Genomic DNA, 19,186 nt, shown 5'->3' with positions numbered 1-19,186 from the left:
ACTATGGGATGTGCAGACAGGCAAAAAAATTACCACTCTCCAGGGTCATGATTCTTACGTCTATAGCGTAAGTTTCAGCCCCGATGGTCAGACCTTAGCTTCTGGTAGCAAAGACAAAACCATAAAACTATGGGATGTCCAGACAGGCAAAGAAATCACCACTTTCCTGGGTCATGATCATTATATCGGAAGCGTAAGTTTCAGCCCGGATGGAAAGACCTTAGCTTCTGGTAGTTGGGACAATACTATAAAACTATGGGATGTCCAGACAGGCAAAGAAATCACCACTTTCCTGGGTCATGGTGCTTCTGTCAATAGCGTAAGTTTCAGCCCGGATGGTAAGACCTTAGCCTCTGGTAGTGGAGACAATACTATAAAACTATGGGATGTGCAGACAGGCAAAGAAATTACCACTCTCCAGGATACTTCTGTCAATAGCGTAAGTTTCAGCCCCGATGGTCAGACCTTAGCTTCTGGTAGTGCAGACACCATAAAACTATGGGATGTGCAAACAGGGAAAGAAATTACCACTCCCCTGGGTCATGATAATTCGGTCATTAGCGTAAGTTTCAGCCCGGATGGTCAGACTTTAGCTTTTGGTAGTTTCGACAACACCATAAAATTATGGAATGTGGACTTTGACAATTTAATGGAGCGCAGTTGCGACAGGATACGCAATTATTTGTTGTATAATCCAAATGTGGAAGATAGGGACTTGTGTGATGGCATTGGTACAGAACAATAGAGCGTTTTTTTACTTTTTTCATTGAGGGAGTTGAGTCACCCTCATCCCCTAACCCCTTCTCCCACCTCCCTCGTTCCCCCCTACGAAGAGGGGGGAGGACAGAGGATGCTTCGCTTTTGTTTCATAGGAGAAGGGGAACCGGACAATTGCTCTATTTATGTCTCTCCTATCAATAGAAAAAATAGCTAAAAATCAACTTAATTCCCTCTCTTATTCACCCAAAACATAAACACTAAAGTCAATTTAATTCTCCCCTCTCCCCTGGTGGGAGAGGGGTTGGGGGAGAGGGGGAAATACCTCATGAGAATGATAAATTTAACTCTTGAATCAACAACACACTGTTATAGGCGACTGGGGAGGAGAAATGACTTCAAACCTTTATAAAGCAGGGCTTCCATCAGTAGCGATCGCGTTTTGTCAGAAATCCAGAATACTGACCGACTCTCAAGGATATTGACTTCAGCCTGGATCGTAGTCAAATTTGTAAAGTTCTGCAAAGATGAATAGAATATGAAAAAAGATTGACGTGAACTGAGCAATCCCTGTGAAACTATCTTCCTTGCCCATCGTCGGTTTTGTCCTGACAGCACCCTTTTCCTCGATGAATCCAGCCCCCAAAGATGTCTCTGCTCCCTCTGAGTTACCAATTTCCCCCACTCCCACCAGTTTGCGTCCCCTCGTCAAGCGCCAACGGGGGATATGGGGTATCTTTAGTTCAACCTTCCTAACTATTTTTCTAGCTGAGATTGGTGATAAAACCCAACTAGCTACCCTGCTAATCAGTGCAGAATCTCAATCCCCGTGGATTGTGTTTACAGGTGCCGCGATCGCACTCATTGCCACCAGTTTAATCGGTGTCTTGCTGGGAACCTGGTTAGCCAAGCGTTTACCGCCCAAAACCCTGGAAACCGCCGCCGGGACATTATTACTCTTCATTTCCGTTATGCTGTTGTGGGATGTGGTGCAACTCGGATGAAACAATTGGGAATGTGTAGAGGCGGATTTTACCACTATCTTTTTCTTTGCACCCAGATGTGACTAAACCCACCCCGACTAAATCAGAGAGTTTTGAAGATTATGGATTGGCAATTACTCGGATTAAGTTTCATTACCGTATTCTTAGCCGAAATTGGAGACAAAAGCCAACTGGCTGCGATCGCGCTTGGCGGTAGCCTCAAATCGCCTCGTGCGGTATTCTTGGGGGCTGTAGCCGCATTGCTGTTAGCCACGTTGATTGGCGTATTAGCTGGGGGAGGCGTAGCGCAACTATTACCCGTGCGAATGCTAAAAGCGATCGCGGCAGTAGGTTTCGCATTAATGGCTGTTCGCTTGCTGTGGCCCTCTGAAGATGAAGCCTGAGAACGTTTTTATGTAGGGGCGGGTTTTACTATTATTGTTTCTTCCCTCACCCAGATGTAACTAAACCCGCCCTGACCAAATTTTCAGAGAGATTCTAAACAAAAAACACACGAAAATGGTTTCTCTTGCTAGGAAAAACTTACTCGAAGACATTCCCCGCTTTTTAGTCGCCCAAGCTGGAATTATGTTTGCGGTGAGTTTAGTTACCTTGCAAACGGGTATTTTTAATGGATTTACCCAATCCACAGCTCAGTTAATTTACAATTCCAACGCAGATATTTGGGTCGCATCGGATAAATTGGTGCAAATGGAGTTGACACTACCCATTCCCTTATCCCATGTTATATCTGCCCGTAATGTGGAAGGCGTGGCTAAAGCGGAAGCCCTGATTTTTAGTGGTGCGTTGTGGAATCCACCCCAAGGGGAAATTACCCGCGTCAGAGTGGTAGGATTTGACCCCAATGGGCAATTATTTCAACCGATAAATCTGGTGCAAGGCGATGTGAGAGATTTATCTGAACCCTATAAAATTATTGTAGATGCAACCAATCAAGATTCCCTGAATGTGCAACAGATTGGGGATATTGCCCGTGTAAATTCTTTGCCAGCCCGGGTGGTGGGTTTCACTCAAGGGAATGCATCAATTGTGTCCAATTCCTTCATGTTTACTTCCCTAACCAGTGCCAATGCGTTCTTAACATCGGGTCAAAAGTCGGAACTATCTTGTAAATTGCCGTCAGATTCTGAAAATTTAATTTGTACCAATACTTATTCGAGAATATCGGAATCTGAACTCCGGAATCAACCCCCACCGCCACCTAATCCATTAGTTGCTTCTGATTTGATTCAATATGTTTTAATTGCGGCGGAACCGGATCAGGATTTGTCGCAATTGAAAGCACGATTAGAGAAAGCGTTACCGAATGTGAGTACCTATACTCGCGAGGAGTTTATTAAAAGGAATCAAGACTTTTGGCAACAGCGAACCGGAATTGGTTTTATTCTGGGTTTGGGGGCGGTGGTTGGTGTAGTCGTTGGTGTGATTATTGTCGGTCAAATTCTTTATTCCTCTGTAGCTGACCATATTAAAGAATTTGGTACGCTAAAGGCAATTGGCGCGTCAGATTGGCGCATTTACGGCGTAATTATTGAACAGGCGATGTGGATGTCGGTTCTCGGTTATCTCCCCGCCATGATTCTCTGTTACAGTGTAGCTTTGTGGACATCAGCAACTCAGGGGATTCTGATTCTGATCACCCCCGTATCCGCGATCGCGGTTTTGGTGATCACGGTGGGAATGTGCGTCGGTTCGGCTATTTTCGCGATTCAGAAAGTGACACGCCTTGATCCAGCCATGGTGTTTAATCAATGAATCATTCATTTTATTATTTGTTGATTGTTGATTGTTGATTGTTGATTGGTAATTGGTAATTGGTAATTGGTTTTGTAGGGGCGAGTCGCTGCACAACTATAACGGTGTGAGAATTAACCTGTCTCGACTCGCCCTTTTCTCAAAGTACGTGATGTCAGATAATTGCCGAAACCCCGTGGAGGGCGACCCGAGTCCATTAATGGTTCGGTGGTGTAAATTATGTGCGGCGGGTCGCCCCTACAGTGTTTATCAATAACGCCACTGGAAAATCACTGAGAACATCTCGAATCCACAATGTATCGTCCCCCTGAATTTCCCGTCCCGTCATCACATCCCGCCACATAGACGACGAACTAGAAGGTAAAGAAATCCGGGTTTCTTGCCAAACTTGTTCACCCATGGGATATTCTCCTGGCTTGACTAAACTTGTCAACAGCCGAGGGACAATGATAATCACCGTTGTATGATCCCAAGTTCGGGCAAAGGTAACCACATGATCCTTCAAGCTACCAATAACCGTCATTTTCTGGTAATCTCCTCGCTGGAATACCTCTAAATAATCGCGCCGTGCTTTTAAGGCTTGATAAATCACAAATAACTTAATTCGACCGTCTTCTGGAGTCTGACAAAGTTCCTGAATTAAACCCAGGCTATCCGTTTCAAAGCGCTGCTTCAAGTCTTGAACTAACGCCAGCCGCTGTTCAAAATCCACCGGACGGCGATTATCGGGATCAACTAAACTTAAATCCCACAGTTCTGTTCCCTGGTAAAAATCAGGAACCCCCGGAGATGTCAGTTTCAACAAGGCTTGGGAGAGACTATTAAAAATGCCGTAATGTTGAATTTTGCGTTGAAAGGGTAGAAACGCTTCTAAAAAGGGATTGTCATGGGGATCTTTGAGTAAGCGTTCCGCAAACCGAATAAACCCTTCTTCATAGTTGGTATCCGGTCTCAACCAAGCGGTATGGACTTTTGCCTCTCGGATTGCCTTGATAATATAGTCTTTGATCCGCTGCACATAAGTAGGGAACTCCGCATCATCAAAGGGAAAGGTTCCCAGCAAGGTTTGGTAAAGAAAATATTCGTCATTGGGATCAGGAATATCTAACCCATCAATACAATCCTTGTGAACCGCATTTATTTCCTGCCATTCTCTCAACATACTATCCCACTCGCCGGGAATTTCGGAAAGGACATTAATTCTAGCTCTTACATCTTCACCCCGTTTTGTATCGTGGGTTGCTGTTGTATTGATTGTATGGGGCCAATAAGCGATGCGGTGTTGGTTAAATTCATGAAAGTCATCTAAGGAAACGCCAAACTCACCCGGATTACCACCCACTTCGTTGAGAGAGATGAGACGGTTGTAAATATAGAACGCCGTATCTTCTACCCCCTTGGCTGTCAGCGGTCCGGTAAACTGCTGTAGCCGCATGACAAAATAACGCCATTGTTCGGCTTCTTCGGGATTGAGTGACTCATCAACCTCCAGTAATAAAAACTTCTCAATAAACGTCAGTTCGTTAAAGAAAATTGGCGTATTTTCTTTGGCTTTGCTAATGACGTACTCAATACAATCTCGATCCGCTTGGCTCAAACCTTCTGGACTTACATAAGTTCGGTATACGGGAAACAGCGCCATGATTTCAACCAAAGCGGCTTTCAGTGCATAGATAGTAAAGTCACTGGCGTATCTGTATCGACCAGAAATTCGCTTGAGTAAATTGGCTAAATTATCGATATCGCCGGTCAAATGCTTGGCGATAATCAATCGCTTTTTTTCATCTATTATGGCTTGATATGATATGGAATTCCCAATAAAGCGATAGTAAACGCTGTCAAACTTCGGCTGAGTCTGCTGATGACAGAAAATGCCATTAACTTTGTTTAAGAAATCATACCCACTCGTCCCTTGTACGGGCCACGTTAGCGGCAAATCTTCATCCTCTTCCAAGATTTTCTCAACCACGATATACGTATCAGACGCATGATCTCGCAAGCGATTCAAATATTGAGCCGGATCGTACAGTCCATCGATATGATCGATTCTGACGCCGCTAAATTTCTGTTCTTCAATCAGCTTGAAGATCAAAGCATGATTGTGATTAAACACCCGTTCATCCTCGATGCGAACGGAAATTAGGTCATTGACTGTGAAAAATCGCCGATAATTCAGTTCTTCATTACCCACCTTCCAGTAAGCGAGGCGGAAAAACTGTTCACCTAATAATTGCTCTAACAAGTCAAAGCTTTCAGGTTTTCCGGGTTCTCCATTAAAGATTTGAATATTTTCGTCGATAAAATCCCTGATCTCCACACTATCATTCCAGAGTTCCCATAACATGCTCTTGATGAAGCCAATCTGGTCGTAGCGTTCCGTTCCTTCTTCGCCAGAGGGAATGTATTTTAACGCATAGAGAGCGCCCAGAAACTTGACAAAATCAGGATGATTTCTGCCTAATTTCCGGCGAATACGTGACAAATCGTAGGTTAAGACATTGGAGTATGATTCGATGCGAATGGGAAACTGTAGGTCATAGTAATTAATCGTAAAACCTTCTTGGTTATACTGGAGTTTTAGTTCGCCACTTTCTAAGCAATCGCCACAAAATTTCCCTAAAAATGGTGCTAATACTCGCTCCCGAATGCCCTCATAATGATGTTCCCAATTAATATCGAAGTAGTCTTTATATTGAGAATTGGGACCATTCTCTAAAACTTCGACCAGCATGGGATTTTGACGATCAAAAGCCATGTGGTTCGGCACAATATCCTGAAGCCATCCTAACCCATGCTTTTGCACCTCCTCAATTAGAGACTCAAAGTTCTCCAATCCGCCGAGTTCTGGGTTTATTTGATTGGGATCAACCACATCGTAGCCATGAGTGCTACCGGATCTGGCTTTAAATATGGGGGATGCATAAAAGTCAGAAATTCCTAATTCTGCCAAGTAGGAAATAATCGCTTTGGCTGACTCAAAGGTAAACTCAGGATTAAATTGAATTCTATAGGTGGCGACTGGAATCCGCATCATAAGCTTTTAGAGGGGTTAAACAACTGACAGAGCGTTGGCTCTAAGAATCGATCTAAAAATGGCTTGTTAACAGTGGCGTTAAACCGTAGGATAGTTGCGTTGAACGTAATGCTTAAATCATAGCTTAACATTAGTTCATTATACAGGGATTGGCTCTGAGCAACAGCAAGAGTACCGGACAGGAAGGCTCCCAGGCAGATGGTTTCCAGGAAAAAGTACCTCAAGGGATAAAGGGGGTGACAAAAGCGAATCTGATATTAGCCACCAAGATTGACAAATCAACCAATACATGCATTATCTCTAGGTAACAGCTTATTTGTTGATAATGGTATGATTTTGACTGGGCTTACATCCTCTTTTGGGCGGATTACGCCTCTCCCTGACGACTGAACCGACGCTAGTGTCACTGAGCATATAAGGCAAAACTCAGGGGAGCAAGGGTTAAGGATTGTCCAGCTTGTAGCTGTTGGGGGAGGTGAGATCCCTCACCCATCCATTCTTTATCCGCCGAGTCAATCACTTTTGAGAAGTTCGTTGGGGGAATCTGAGGCGAAACCGTTACCGCATCGTTGGCAAAGTTGATCAAGCCGATAGCTTGGCTATCTCCAGCCGTGCGATGGATAACAATAACCTTTTCTGGGGACAAGCTCGATACATTAAGATTCTGCCGATCTAGTGTAGCCAAAGCTGGGGTCTCTTTGCGTAGCTGAATTAACTGTTTGTACCAGCGCCGCAATACGGCATATTTGTCTTGGTCTATCTTCTCCCACTGTAGTTTTGACTGCTCAAAGACTTTTGTCCCTTGGGGATCAGGGGCGTTGTCCCAACCAAAGGCTTTAAACTCTTCCGCCCTCCCGGTACGCACACCTTCAATTAAATCGGGATCACTGTGACTGACAAAATACTGAAACGGTGCATCTTCTCCATATTCTTCACCCATAAATAGCATCGGGATATAGGGAGAAAGCAATACCGTCGCCGCGGCTAGCTTCAACCCCTGAAAGTCTACCAAAGTAGATAAGCGATCGCCAATCAGTCGATTGCCAATTTGATCATGGTTCTGGATACAGACGACAAACTGTTCCGCCGGACGATCTGCGGCTGAATTGCCATGGTTGCGTTTGCGGAAGCTGGAATATTGTCCACTATAGATATAGCCTTCGCGCAGAGCGACTGCCAACTGCTCAATTTTGCCAAAATCTGCGTAATATCCCGATAGTTCGCCCGTTAACAGGGTATGCAAGATATGATGAAAGTCATCGCACCATTGAGCATCATGACCAAATCCCCCTTCTTCCCTGGGTTTAATTACGCGCACGTCATTGAGATCACTTTCGGCGATGACGTATCGTTGCACTGGCGTGGTGCGATTGAAGTTGGCGACAGCATCCCCTAACTCTTGTAGAAAGGGTTGAGCGCTCATGTCGTAAATCGCGTGAACCGCATCAACGCGCAGGGCATCAATGTGGTACTTATCTAACCAGTACAGGGCATTCCGGATAAAGAAATTCCGCACTTCATTACTATAAGCGCCATCAAAGTTAACCGCATTGCCCCAAGGGGTACGGTATTGATCGGTAAAGTAGGGACCATACGCCCAGAGATAGTTGCCTTCGGGTCCTAAATGGTTATACACCACATCTAAAATGACCGCGATCCCCGCCTGGTGACAAGCATCCACGAGCTTTTTCAACCCCGCAGGTCCCCCATAGGACTCTTGCACACCATAGACATAAACCCCATCATACCCCCAGTTGCGGCTTCCGGGAAACTGGGCAACGGGCATAATTTCAATGGCGGTTATGCCTAAATCCTGAAGGTAACTTAAGCGAGGAATAATCGATGCAAAGGTTCCCTCTGGGGTAAATGTACCGACGTGGAGTTCGTAAATAATTAGGTCTTTGAGGGGAATTCCTTGCCAGGAATTATCCGTCCAGTCAAATTGGTGATCCACGACTTGAGAGGAACCATGGACTCCCTCAGGTTGGTAATGGGAGGCGGGATCTGGTCGTTCCAGTGACCCATCGAGTTGGTAAACGTAGAGCGTTCCAGGGTCAGCTTTTACCGTTTCCTGCCAATATCCCGATTCATCCTTTTGTAGGGGAATCACTTGATCTTGGGGAGAGAGGATGTGAACCGCGACGCTGTCCCGAAACGGTGCCCAAACTCGGAATTCACATTGACCGTTACCCAGGTAGTTGCTGCCAATTTTCATATCACCCCTCTGTAAATGCATGGTCTGAGAAACTTGTCAAGGTTTTAGCCGTGCGATCGCCCGACTCGGAATCAGCCAACGGGCGACCCATCCGTACCTGATCAGATTACCCCAGATGTTATGACTTTTAAATCTAACATCTGGTGTAATTTTACAGGGGTTTTGGCTTTTATTACTTGCCTGATCATCAGCTTTCGACCACCGCCAACACGATAAGAAGCCCAAGAAAGATAAATAAGACAAGCCCGATGAACAATGCCAACCCTTTTAATTTGACCAGATTTTTGTAAAAACCATCACATCCTTTTGTAACAATTAGATCCCTCCTCAGAGAGAGGCTAACCTTGCATCAAGCAAGACAGGATGAATCCAGAGTGTTGATTGCTTTGTCACTCTCTCTGGACAAAATTTCGTCATAAATCAATAGACGTCCAGAATCAGATAAAACATTCTCGTCCAACTGATTGTGAGTTAATAGCCAAGAGGTATAAGTTTAGTATGGTTTTACTAACCGATCCCGAATTAAACAACCAAGTGAAATCTCAACTGCTTTGGGATAACCGGGTGAGTGCAACTGACGTTAACGTCACTGTTGATAATGGCACAGCCGTCTTGACTGGCGTTGTACCCAGCTACCGTGCCAAAGTCGCCGCCGCAGAAGATGCTTGGACGGTGCCAGGAGTGGTTAAGGTTAATAACCAACTGCGGGTGCAGTATCCTACTACCGTAACTGTCCCGGCGGATAGCGAAATTGCTGCCAATATCAAAACTGTCCTAACGTTAGAGCCAAACATCGACTCCAGCAAAATTAATGTCGGTGTCGTTGGAGGAGTCGTCACTCTCACCGGAACTGTAAATAATTACTGGAAGAAAATCCAGGCGGAAGAGGATGCCTACGGCATTACCGGTGTCATCGATGTAATCAACGAATTGGGTGTTGTACCTACGGAAAAATTAAGTGATGAGGTAATCGCCAGAAACATTGAAGCCGCTTTAGAACGCAATTTCAATGTCAATGTTGATAATGTGACGGTAAAAGTTAGCAATGGTGTCGTCACCCTCAGTGGTACAGTTGCTAATTGGTCGGCATGGCAAGCTGCCTACAACGCCGCTGCTTATACAAGTGGTGTGATTAATGTCGTCGATCAACTCTCTATCCGTTACGCATAAAAGAGTGAATTAGATTAGATTCCCGACGGCTTTAAGAACTCGGGGATCAGGTAGACAAAGACTGATATGGGAAAAGCGCCTGGGAGTCTTGCCGTGTTTCGACCCCAAGCGCCTTTTCCTTTTCCTCACACACACAACCTAAGTATACTCAATTTTTGGCAGTTGTCCAGTCCCAAATCGGGAAAATGTTATCCGTGTTTAACTGATGTAGTTTTTCTTATCATTCCGTAATACCTGCTTGAAATCGCTTAACCTCGGCTGGGTAGGAATCCAGGGCACTCGCCGCCTGTTGGTCGCGATCGCACTATGCATGGTTGTATCGAGTAGCACTTGGGTCTGATCAAAGCCGAACCAACACCTTTCCTGCGCCACTTCAGTAGTATTGGCAACACCCCCTATAATACCTCTAGTTAGGCTAAATTAGCGTTTGGGTTGAGCTATAACCCAATGTATTTGTTTGTCTATATCAAGATCAAGGATTGTATACGAGGAAACTCATGCTGATCAGAAGTTATCGCTCCATTCTGGCGTTGATGCTGGCGCTGGTGACCACCTGTTTAGTAAGCTGCGGTAGTCCTGCGGCAACTGCACCGCCTCCAGCTTACACATCTCAGCAGGTTGAGCAGATTCAGCGCACGGTGTCTAACCTTTCGGAACTGCGGGAAAAAATGCCCGTTCTGAAAACGAAAATTGATAACCGTAATTGGGTGGATGTCAGCACTTATATTCATGGTCCATTAGGTAGCTTGCGGCGAACCATGAGTTATCTGACACGCCAATTGGTTCCTCAAGAACAAAAGGCAGCCAGTGAAGCAGCAGACGACTTGTTTGAACATTTGCAGCAAATAAACACCGCCGCGGAAAGCCGCAACTATCAACTTGCCATCAAAAATTATCAAGAGGCATTAATCGACTTTGATCGGTACTTAAAGCTGATTCCTGATGCCAGTAATGCAGTCGGAGTTACCTGAATGACTCATGTTGCCATCATTGGGTGTGGAATTGTTGGGGCTGCGATCGCCTACCAACTAAGTAGCGTTTCGGGGCTACAGGTGACTGTGCTAGATCGACAACCGCCCGCCCAAGGGTCAACTGGGGCGGCTTTAGGTGTCTTGATGGGTGTGATTAGTCAAAAGGTTAAGGGGAGAACATGGCAGTTGCGCCAAGCCAGTATGCAGCGCTATGACACCCTGATTCCGGAATTGGAAACCTTGACTGGGCATCACATTCCCTTTAACCGTCAAGGCATTCTAATGCTGGCGTTTGAAAACGACGATTTAACCCGTTGGCAGAATTTAGTCAAAATTCGCCAATCCCAAGGATGGCAACTGGAAATTTGGAATACTGATCAAGTTCAATCCCACTGTCCTCAGCTTAATCTGGAGAATAGTATCGGTGCGATTTATTCTCCCAATGACCGACAAGTTGAACCTACCGCCCTTACTCACGCCCTAGTTGCTGCTGCCCAACAGAGGGGCGTAACGTTTAAGTTTGGCGTTGGTGTGGAAGGAGTAGAATCCATGCCTGTTAATGGTTCCAATCAGCGAATTTGCCAACAAATTCACACAAACAGGGAAACTTTGGCAGTGGATTGGCTGGTAATTGCGGCTGGATTAGGTTCGGCGCAATTGGTCAATTTTCTGCGATCTCCACCGGATCAATCGCCTGCGATCGCACTCAAACCCGTTCTCGGTCAAGCCTTGCAATTACGCCTAGCGGGTACAATCGGCAAGCCGGAGTTTCAGCCCGTGATTACAGGGGATGATGTGCATATTGTGCCAATTGGGGGTGGTGATTATTGGGTAGGGGCGACGGTGGAGTTTCCTCATGGCGCTGAAGTAGTTGCAGAACCAGCGTTACTGAAACAGGTTAAGGAAGATGCGATCGCCTTTTGTCCCGCTTTAGCCCAAGCCACAGTGGTTCGCACTTGGTTAGGTAAACGTCCTCGTCCAGAAGGACAACCAGCTCCGGTTATTGGTAAACTATCAGGTTATGATAATGTCTTGCTGGCAACGGGTCACTATCGCAACGGTGTTCTCCTCGCCCCAGCTACCGCTCAAGAGATTCAAAGGATCATCTGTGCAACTTAAAACTTAGTGCAGGGCTTGGTTTATTTAAGATGACGGTGAAGACGAAGTGTACCAAAAAACTTCTCGATAAATTAGGAGATAAAAGCACATCTCCTGAAGCCTATCGCTCAGTTATGTTTAAGCTAGGGGTAAAACTTGGCAATTCAATTTTAAAGTCTATTAATAGTCAAAGCAATGTATATCTAGCCTGTACCGTTGAAGATGCAGATTTTTTAGCCAAAGGAATTCTCACGACTTTAGAACCTAAAGTTTCAAAACTTGCCTTTGCTTGTTTTTGGAATCAACGATTTTCCCCCTTTGAGATAAACGAGTTAAAAGTTGCTCCGATACTCAAAAAGTACCAAGAGCCTGTTAATAATGATATCGTTCAGTATTTAATCGTGATTAAGTCCATTATCTCTGGTGCTTGTGTAGTGAGGACAAATCTAACTAATCTAATTCAAAAAATTGAACCCGAAAAAATACTTATTGCTGCACCAGTAATTTATAAAACAGCAGAAGAAAACTTAAGGAGTGAATTCAACAAGAATATTTACAGTAAATTTGAGTTTTTCTACTTTGCTAAAGATTCCACGCGAGATGATAAAGGTATAGTTTTACCTGGTATTGGTGGTAGTGTGTATGAGCGGCTAGGTTTTCAAGGTCAAGATGAAAAGAATAGATATATTCCTGAAATCGTTAAATCTCGACGTCACCAGCTTGTTCAAAAAATTTAGAAGGGTTGATTTTAACTAAAATTCATCCTTTAACATTTTGTCGCCAGGAATACAGTTTAATTCAGCGTTATGGAAAAAATTGTGGTCAAAAACCGATGTGCGACTCCTCCATAATAAGGGGAACAAATTTGGGTGATTTTTTCTTCGGGATAATTCCAATTTTTAAAACTAATAATATTTCCATAAATTGAATAAGATGGAATTATTTCATCGATGTCTAAATTCGACGATTGCAAGTCAAAAATAGTTTCCTTTGCCGAATAAGCATAATCGACCATCATACTAAAACCATAACCGCATTGTTTTAAAACAGTTAAACATTCCAACGTAGCATTAAGAAATGTGGATGACCATCCTCTTTTTCCATTTTGTTTGCTTGTGCCACCGCCATATTCAAACATAACCACTCTCGGTAGTAGAGATGGCGGCAATTCATTAAACTGTTTAATAATCTTAGATTCCCATCCTTCAACATCAAATTTGATACAAGTAATTTTTTGAGCATTTATACTTGATAGTAAACTCGATAAAGTCATAGATTTGACCTGTTTTATATCCTGGGAAGCACCAAACCAATCGGGTGATAAAGAGTTAAAGTTATGATTAAATAAACCAAAAAACTTACCCATATATAAGTTTTGAACACCATCGATATCTGATAGACAACATTTGATTAATCGAATATTGTAATATTGGCATAGCTTCTGTAATTTTTTTACCGGGAGAGGTTCGACCGCGACTGTATTGAATCCCAGTCGAGAAAACCGCTCACAATAAAAAGCAAAGGTTCCCACTCCTACGTCAATACAAATCCCCTCTCTTTTTTGATCAATAATGGGCAATAGTTGTTCTAACAATACTTGGCAGCAAGCTTCAACGCGCATAATTATTCCGGCTATTTTTTTTGATGAAAACGGCATTAAAATAGCGAACATGACCATCTTTTCCTTGCACTTGATCCAGGTTACCAGCATAACAATATCCCAGTTGATCTAGCCACAGAAAAATGTCTTTGAAATCAGCTTGTTCTTGGTAAAGAATATCTAAGGAAATTTCCACAATACAAGCTATAGCCTGTTTAAAGGTTTCAATCCCCCCTCGGATTACCCGGTCTTCATAGCCTTGTACATCAAGCTTAATCAGTATATCAGGAGCAAGCGGTGTCGGCAGCGATGAAATTTTGTGGTCTAATGTTGACTGTTGCACAACAATAGTTTGCTGTTTTTTGACCATTGGGTAAATGCGTTCACAAAGTTGAGTGGTTTTTAGGATAGAAGATGATTGATTAAAATATAAATGTTTAGTGATTTCAATGGCTTGAATAGAATCACCTAAGGCAATATTGAAAACCTTGACTCTACCTTTTTGTTGTTTTCCCCATTGCTCTAGTTTTTTGAATGGTTCAGGTAAGGGTTCAAAGGAATAAATATGAGACTGGGGAAAAATACGGGACAGTTTCTGAGAACAGTTACCGTCATTCGCCCCCACGTCGATAATTGAGCGGATGGGGAGTTTGGCTAAACCGAGTAGTTTAGGATTCCACTCTTTAACTAAAAGATGCCCAACTAGATTGAAAAATTGATTGCTGATTTTATAACTGACTTTATTCCACTGACTTTGAATCTTTTTTTGCATCTATGTTCGGTATAAAATAAAAATGACTGGATTAGCTGATATGGATTAATGGATTGATTAGGGAGGAAATATTTAGCAGAATCCATGCTCTCATAATACCACCTAAAATAGCTAGGGTGGTGTCTTGATTACCAAATCGGACAATCTCGGATCATCCCATTGATGGCTTAAGCAAACGGGGATAACCATTGGCACGATATAATACACCTAAAGAAACCCCTAATGCCACGACTGCATCCTAGAACAGTAGCAAATTGTTCACTCGTTGGCTTTGTGGTAACACTGTTACAGGGTTTGACAGAGTTTTTTGGATAAGTTCCATAAATCACCATAATTTCAAAATAGCTTGTCAGATTACAAATCCCCCTTGCTTCGGCACACCCAGCAACTAAAATCCCAGCCGTTGTAACGATGCACCGCCTAGCTCTTTGTTCATTATCTCCTGAGATAATTAGAGATTAAGCGATGATACAGGTATGTTCAGTATGATCATAAACCATTCCTTTGTTCAAGAAAAAATGATGCCTGATAATAGTTGGATAAATCTGGCGTTATCTATGTTTTGATAATCCTTCACAAGGGAGTCCCAACACATCGCCAACGGCTGTACCCAGTAAGCAGCCGATTATTGAATCGGTTGGGTTAGCCATGACAGGTAAGGAGAGGATTAGATTGGGCGCGATCGCAACATTGGTTCTGAGGGTAACCTCTCTTCTCCTATCCCTGATAGGAACAGGGTTTGCCCCTATCTCGTGGCTTGTAACCATGGCGTACTCTTATCGGAGCTTGTTACCTTGGAGAGTAGAAGGGTGATTAGCACTACCTTATGATAGGCTGATCAGCAGTAACAGGCTATCTCCTAATCCTACCAATGTAATCGGGTGAGCCTGAGAATTAGTGTAAATTGGCAGAACCTGTCTTCCCAATGACAAATAATAATCTTTTGCTTGATTATCTACTACCAAGCGTGACGCGATCGCGACCCATGAACCTACTCAATTCTTCTCAGTCAAGACAAGTCTTCATTCAACAACTATTCACCCTAATCAATCTAGAGATTGGAGTAGATTTGTGGCAATTGTAATTTCATTTATTAACTTGAAGGGAGGTGTGGGTAAAACAACAACCACCGTCGCCGTTGCGGAAATGCTAGCTGGGGTATTCCATCGCAAAGTTTTGGTCATTGATCTTGATCCGCAAACCAATGCCACATTAATGCTGATTGGCGAAGAACGATGGGAAGAACTCAATGAAAATCGTCACACCTTAGCCCAATTGTTTCTGGATGCGATCGCGCCAGAACATCCCACGTTTAATCTGCATAAAACATTGCAACACCAAGTTTCTAATGTTAAAGACTTAACCAGTTTAGACTTGCTGCCGTCGAGTTTAGATCTAATCAATGTGCAAGATAGGCTAGCGACTATTCCCGCTGGGCGCTTTTATGCTGCTAGTCCGATTAACATTTTGCGGCGCGGAATTCGCGCCATGATTGAACCCTATGATTACATTCTCATCGATTGCCCACCTAATTTAGGTATTGTGACACTCAATGGGTTACGAATTTCCCATGGTTATATCATTCCCACCATTCCGGATATTCTCTCAACCTATGGAATTCCCCAAATCACCAAAACCATTCATGAGTTTTCCGAAACCATCGCTGAACCAATTGTTCCTTTAGGGATTGTCATCTGTAAATATAATGCCGGAATGACACTGCACGATCGCGTAATTAAGGATTTACGTCGATACAGTAAAGATGCCCGTGTCTTTGAAACCCAAATTCCCCACAAACAACAAATTGCTGAAACCGTTGAATTCAATCATCCCTATAAGTTTTCAACTTTGCGACAAAAATGGGGATATGCGGGTCAGTTTGAACAATATCTAAATTTAGCCAAAGAGATCAGAATGGCGGCGAGTCAAATTATCAAAGATAAGCCGTCTCACTCCAGTTGAACTTGGATAAATTGCATGAGCCTTGACAAACTTACAGCGTTGATAAAACTCCTGGAAGAAATACTTCCCGATACCCAAGCCACTCTAACAAAATACCAACATGATCCTGACTTTGCTGAACAGATTGATTCCTTATTTCAAATTTTATCGACAAAAAAGCCATCTCCCGCGAAAAAGCGCCGCAATAGCCGGATGAAAAGTGTTTTTGATCCGGTTGAACTGTATCACCAAAAAGGGGAAAAACATTTACGGGAACAGTTAAAGCCACTTGAGGTTAAACAACTCAAAGATATAATTGCCGAACATGGGATGGATTCAAGTCGGCGGGCAATGCGCTGGAAAAAACGCGATCGCTTGATAGAATTGATCGTGCAAACGGCTAGCTGTCGCGCCCGTAAAGGCAATGCCTTTCGCTGAGAGAAAGTGATAGACGGAATGTTTGATGCGTCAAGCGCTAAAGCGCTGACTACGAACGGCAATGCCTTTCGCTGAGAGAAAGTGATAGACGGAATGTTTGATGCGTCAAGCGCTAAAGCGCTGACTACGAACGGCGATGCCTTTCGCTGAGAGAAAGCGATAGACGGAATGTTTGATGCGTCAAGCGCTAAAGCGCTGACTACGAACGGCGATGCCTTTCGCTGAGAGAAAGCGATAGACGGAATGTTTGATGCGTCAAGCGCTAAAGCGCTGACTACGAACGTCGCGATCGCGATGATGGCTATCCCTAGGGGACGGCTCGTTCTACAATAGTCTTCTAGTCTAAAAACGTTCGGTTAACCAGTCTTTTCAAATCTTAACCTATGTTTCCCATTCATCGTCCTCGTCGTCTTCGCCAAACTACCCAGTTGCGTCGCATGGTGCGTGAACATGTTGTCACAACCAGCGATCTGATCTACCCCTTGTTTGCTGTACCCGGTGAGGGAATCGCCCAAGAAGTCAAATCCATGCCGGGAGTTTACCAGTTATCGGTAGACAAAATCGTGGCAGAGGCAAAGGAAGTTTACGATCTGGGGATTCCGTCGATTATTTTATTCGGCATCCCAGATAACAAAGATGTGGAAGCCACGGGCGCATGGCATGATTGTGGCATTGTCCAGAAAGCCGCCACAGCCGTTAAAGAAGCGGTGCCAGAATTGGTGATTATTGCCGATACCTGTTTGTGTGAATACACCAGTCATGGACATTGTGGGTATCTGGAAGTTGGGGATTTAAGCGGACGAGTTCTCAACGATCCCACCTTAGAACTGCTGAAGAAAACCGCCGTTTCTCAAGCCAAGGCTGGGGCAGATATTATTGCCCCATCCGGGATGATGGATGGCTTTGTCCAGGCAATTCGCACAGGATTAGATGAAGCTGGATTCCAGGATACGCCGATTCTGTCTTATGCGGCGAAGTATGCCTCTGCCTATTATGGACCGTTTCGGGACGCCGCCGAATCCCCGCCGCAATTTGGCGATCGCAGCACCTATCAAATGGACCCCGCTAATAGTCAGGAAGCCCTCAAGGAAGTAGAACTGGATATTGCTGAGGGGGCAGATATGCTGATGATTAAGCCAGCGCTGGCGTATATGGATATTATCTGGCGGGTGAAGGAAGCTACAAATTTACCGGTTGCCGCGTACAATGTATCGGGTGAATATTCCATGGTTAAAGCCGCCGCCCTGAATGGCTGGATTGATGAACAGAAGGTGGTGATGGAAACATTGACCGGATTCAAGCGATCGGGCGCTGACTTGATTCTGACGTACCATGCCAAAGACGCCGCCCGTTGGCTACAGGCGTGATTGGGTAATAATGATCACCTTCATGAACCCTAACCTACTTCGTTGAGGTTAGGGATTGGCAGAGGGAACCTGCCAGGAAGTCATGAATAGGGCATGAGTTGGTAGGGGATAACCACTGCTGAACGTTTCTCTAGTTCAGCTTAAATGTAGGTCTAGGAATCTCTAGACACCCTCTAGTTCCAGGACACACCCTTACCAATGCCTTAAGAGACGTAAACATTTACACGAGTGGATTATATCTATGAATCGTGTTCCAGTAGTTAGCAAAGAAGGTAAGCCACTGATGCCTACTAAGCCCTCTAGGGCTAGACGGTGGGTCAAAGAAGGCAAGGCGGTGGGAAGATGGTCGGACTTGGGCGTTTACTATGTTCAACTCACCGAACTACCATCGGCTGAGGAAGTACAACCAATCGCGGTAGGAGTGGATCCGGGTAAGTCTTATTCCGGTATTGGCGTCCAGTCGGCTAAATGTACCCTGCTACAACTACATCTGATCCTCCCATTTGGGCGAGTCAAGAAACGGATGGAAACCCGCGCCATGTTGCGAAGGTCTCGCCGGGGACGTCGGATTAACCGGAATGTCCCATTCAACACCTCGGCTCCGCTCGGTGTTGACCCTGAGCGAAGTCGAAGGGTCAAGCAGCGTAACCATCGACAATGCAGTTTCGATAACCGCAAACAATGTAAACTCCCCCCATCCATTAAAGCTTCTCGACAGTTAGAATTACGGACAGTTAAGGAATTGGCAGCTATCTTCCCGGTGGCAGCAATTGGGTATGAGCGGGTTAAAGCCGACATAGATCAGACCAAGCGCAAACGCGCTAAGTCTGGGAAAGGTTTCTCCCCAGTGATGACAGGTCAGAATTGGGCAATATCCCAAATGGAGAAAATCGCCCCCGTCTATGTCCGGCACGGTTGGCAAAAGGATGGAAACGGCACATCTCAACTCCGAACTCAGCTAGGCTTAGAGAAGGATAAGGTTAACAAGTCCATAGCTAAACCGGAAACTCACGCGGTTGATGGAGTGACGTTAGCTTGTGGGTATTTCATCAACGTATCGCGGGAGTCCCCACCCTCAGCGTTAGCAGGGTGGGGAGGGATAGC

18 protein-coding genes are annotated in these 19,186 nt (G+C 44.5%); 12 read left to right on the top strand and 6 right to left on the bottom strand.

Translation table 11 applies throughout. From position 1 onward, the window contains the following. On the top strand, positions 1-745 hold a 745-nt coding region (locus ACLFWI_RS10300; RefSeq protein ID WP_446412864.1), incomplete at its 5' end, for a WD40 repeat domain-containing protein. A 341-nt stretch (positions 746-1,086) separates the two neighbouring features. On the opposite strand, the gene ACLFWI_RS10295 is transcribed toward ACLFWI_RS10300, so the two are convergent. Further along, entirely contained in the window at positions 1,087-1,224 is a 138-nt protein-coding gene (locus ACLFWI_RS10295; protein ID WP_446412863.1) for a hypothetical protein, read from the bottom strand. Positions 1,225-1,289: 65 nt separating this feature from the next. Between ACLFWI_RS10295 and ACLFWI_RS10290 the strand changes: the two genes are divergently transcribed. The 3 genes from ACLFWI_RS10290 (at position 1,290) to ACLFWI_RS10280 (ending at position 3,476) form a co-directional block, all read left to right on the top strand. After that, positions 1,290-1,721, top strand: a complete 432-nt coding sequence (locus tag ACLFWI_RS10290) for a TMEM165/GDT1 family protein (RefSeq protein WP_446412862.1) — start codon at positions 1,290-1,292, stop codon at positions 1,719-1,721. 101 nt (positions 1,722-1,822) lie between these two features. Beyond that, positions 1,823-2,104, top strand: coding sequence for a TMEM165/GDT1 family protein (locus ACLFWI_RS10285; RefSeq protein ID WP_446408745.1), 282 nt, complete (start codon positions 1,823-1,825; stop codon positions 2,102-2,104). Positions 2,105-2,219: 115 nt separating this feature from the next. Further along, positions 2,220-3,476: an FtsX-like permease family protein gene (locus ACLFWI_RS10280; RefSeq protein WP_446412861.1), complete on the top strand. Its 1,257-nt coding sequence runs from the start codon at positions 2,220-2,222 to the stop codon at positions 3,474-3,476. Between the two features lie 217 nt (positions 3,477-3,693). Here the strand turns inward: ACLFWI_RS10280 and treY are convergent, their stop codons facing one another. Beyond that, positions 3,694-6,507, bottom strand: a complete 2,814-nt coding sequence (gene treY / locus ACLFWI_RS10275) for a malto-oligosyltrehalose synthase (RefSeq protein WP_446412866.1) — start codon at positions 6,505-6,507, stop codon at positions 3,694-3,696. A gap of 406 nt (positions 6,508-6,913) precedes the next feature. After that, on the bottom strand, positions 6,914-8,725 hold the full coding sequence (gene treZ / locus ACLFWI_RS10270) for a malto-oligosyltrehalose trehalohydrolase (RefSeq protein ID WP_446412865.1): 1,812 nt from the start codon (positions 8,723-8,725) through the stop codon (positions 6,914-6,916). A 498-nt stretch (positions 8,726-9,223) separates the two neighbouring features. Here treZ and ACLFWI_RS10265 point away from each other — a divergent pair, with 498 nt between their 5' ends. The 4 genes from ACLFWI_RS10265 (at position 9,224) to ACLFWI_RS10250 (ending at position 12,701) form a co-directional block, all read left to right on the top strand. Next, the gene (locus ACLFWI_RS10265) at positions 9,224-9,895 is read left to right on the top strand and encodes a BON domain-containing protein (protein WP_446408742.1); all 672 of its coding nucleotides are present in this window, start codon (positions 9,224-9,226) and stop codon (positions 9,893-9,895) included. 497 nt (positions 9,896-10,392) lie between these two features. After that, positions 10,393-10,866 (top strand): photosystem II protein PsbQ, encoded by a 474-nt coding sequence (gene psbQ / locus ACLFWI_RS10260; RefSeq protein WP_446412860.1) that lies wholly within the window; start codon positions 10,393-10,395, stop codon positions 10,864-10,866. Beyond that, positions 10,867-11,985, top strand: coding sequence for an NAD(P)/FAD-dependent oxidoreductase (locus tag ACLFWI_RS10255; RefSeq protein WP_446412859.1), 1,119 nt, complete (start codon positions 10,867-10,869; stop codon positions 11,983-11,985). It abuts the gene before it with no gap. A 29-nt stretch (positions 11,986-12,014) separates the two neighbouring features. After that, positions 12,015-12,701 (top strand): hypothetical protein, encoded by a 687-nt coding sequence (locus ACLFWI_RS10250; RefSeq protein ID WP_446412858.1) that lies wholly within the window; start codon positions 12,015-12,017, stop codon positions 12,699-12,701. Positions 12,702-12,757: 56 nt separating this feature from the next. Here ACLFWI_RS10250 and ACLFWI_RS10245 read toward each other — a convergent pair whose 3' ends face one another. The 3 genes from ACLFWI_RS10245 to ACLFWI_RS10235 form a co-directional block, all read right to left on the bottom strand. Next, on the bottom strand, positions 12,758-13,636 hold the full coding sequence (locus ACLFWI_RS10245) for an FkbM family methyltransferase (RefSeq protein ID WP_446412857.1): 879 nt from the start codon (positions 13,634-13,636) through the stop codon (positions 12,758-12,760). Next, positions 13,575-14,336 (bottom strand): FkbM family methyltransferase, encoded by a 762-nt coding sequence (locus ACLFWI_RS10240; RefSeq protein ID WP_446412856.1) that lies wholly within the window; start codon positions 14,334-14,336, stop codon positions 13,575-13,577. The genes ACLFWI_RS10245 and ACLFWI_RS10240 overlap by 62 nt, the downstream gene beginning before the upstream one ends. A gap of 551 nt (positions 14,337-14,887) precedes the next feature. Beyond that, positions 14,888-15,103, bottom strand: a complete 216-nt coding sequence (locus ACLFWI_RS10235; RefSeq protein ID WP_446412855.1) for a hypothetical protein — start codon at positions 15,101-15,103, stop codon at positions 14,888-14,890. 304 nt (positions 15,104-15,407) lie between these two features. Here ACLFWI_RS10235 and ACLFWI_RS10230 point away from each other — a divergent pair, with 304 nt between their 5' ends. The 4 genes from ACLFWI_RS10230 to ACLFWI_RS10215 all read left to right on the top strand — a co-directional run. Further along, a complete protein-coding gene (locus tag ACLFWI_RS10230) occupies positions 15,408-16,298 on the top strand; it encodes a ParA family protein (protein ID WP_446412854.1) in 891 nt (296 codons plus the stop codon). Between the two features lie 15 nt (positions 16,299-16,313). Next, positions 16,314-16,715 (top strand): hypothetical protein, encoded by a 402-nt coding sequence (locus ACLFWI_RS10225; protein ID WP_446412853.1) that lies wholly within the window; start codon positions 16,314-16,316, stop codon positions 16,713-16,715. A gap of 383 nt (positions 16,716-17,098) precedes the next feature. Continuing rightward, entirely contained in the window at positions 17,099-18,082 is a 984-nt protein-coding gene (gene hemB, locus ACLFWI_RS10220; RefSeq protein ID WP_446409204.1) for a porphobilinogen synthase, read from the top strand. A 241-nt stretch (positions 18,083-18,323) separates the two neighbouring features. Further along, a partial coding sequence (locus ACLFWI_RS10215) for an RRXRR domain-containing protein (protein WP_446412852.1) occupies positions 18,324-19,186 on the top strand: 863 nt, incomplete at its 3' end.

This window comes from Coleofasciculus sp. (assembly GCF_046539235.1).
GTDB lineage: Bacteria > Cyanobacteriota > Cyanobacteriia > Cyanobacteriales > Coleofasciculaceae > Coleofasciculus.
Note: the sequence above shows the minus strand (reverse complement) of the source record. Positions and strands in the feature narration are given on the sequence as shown.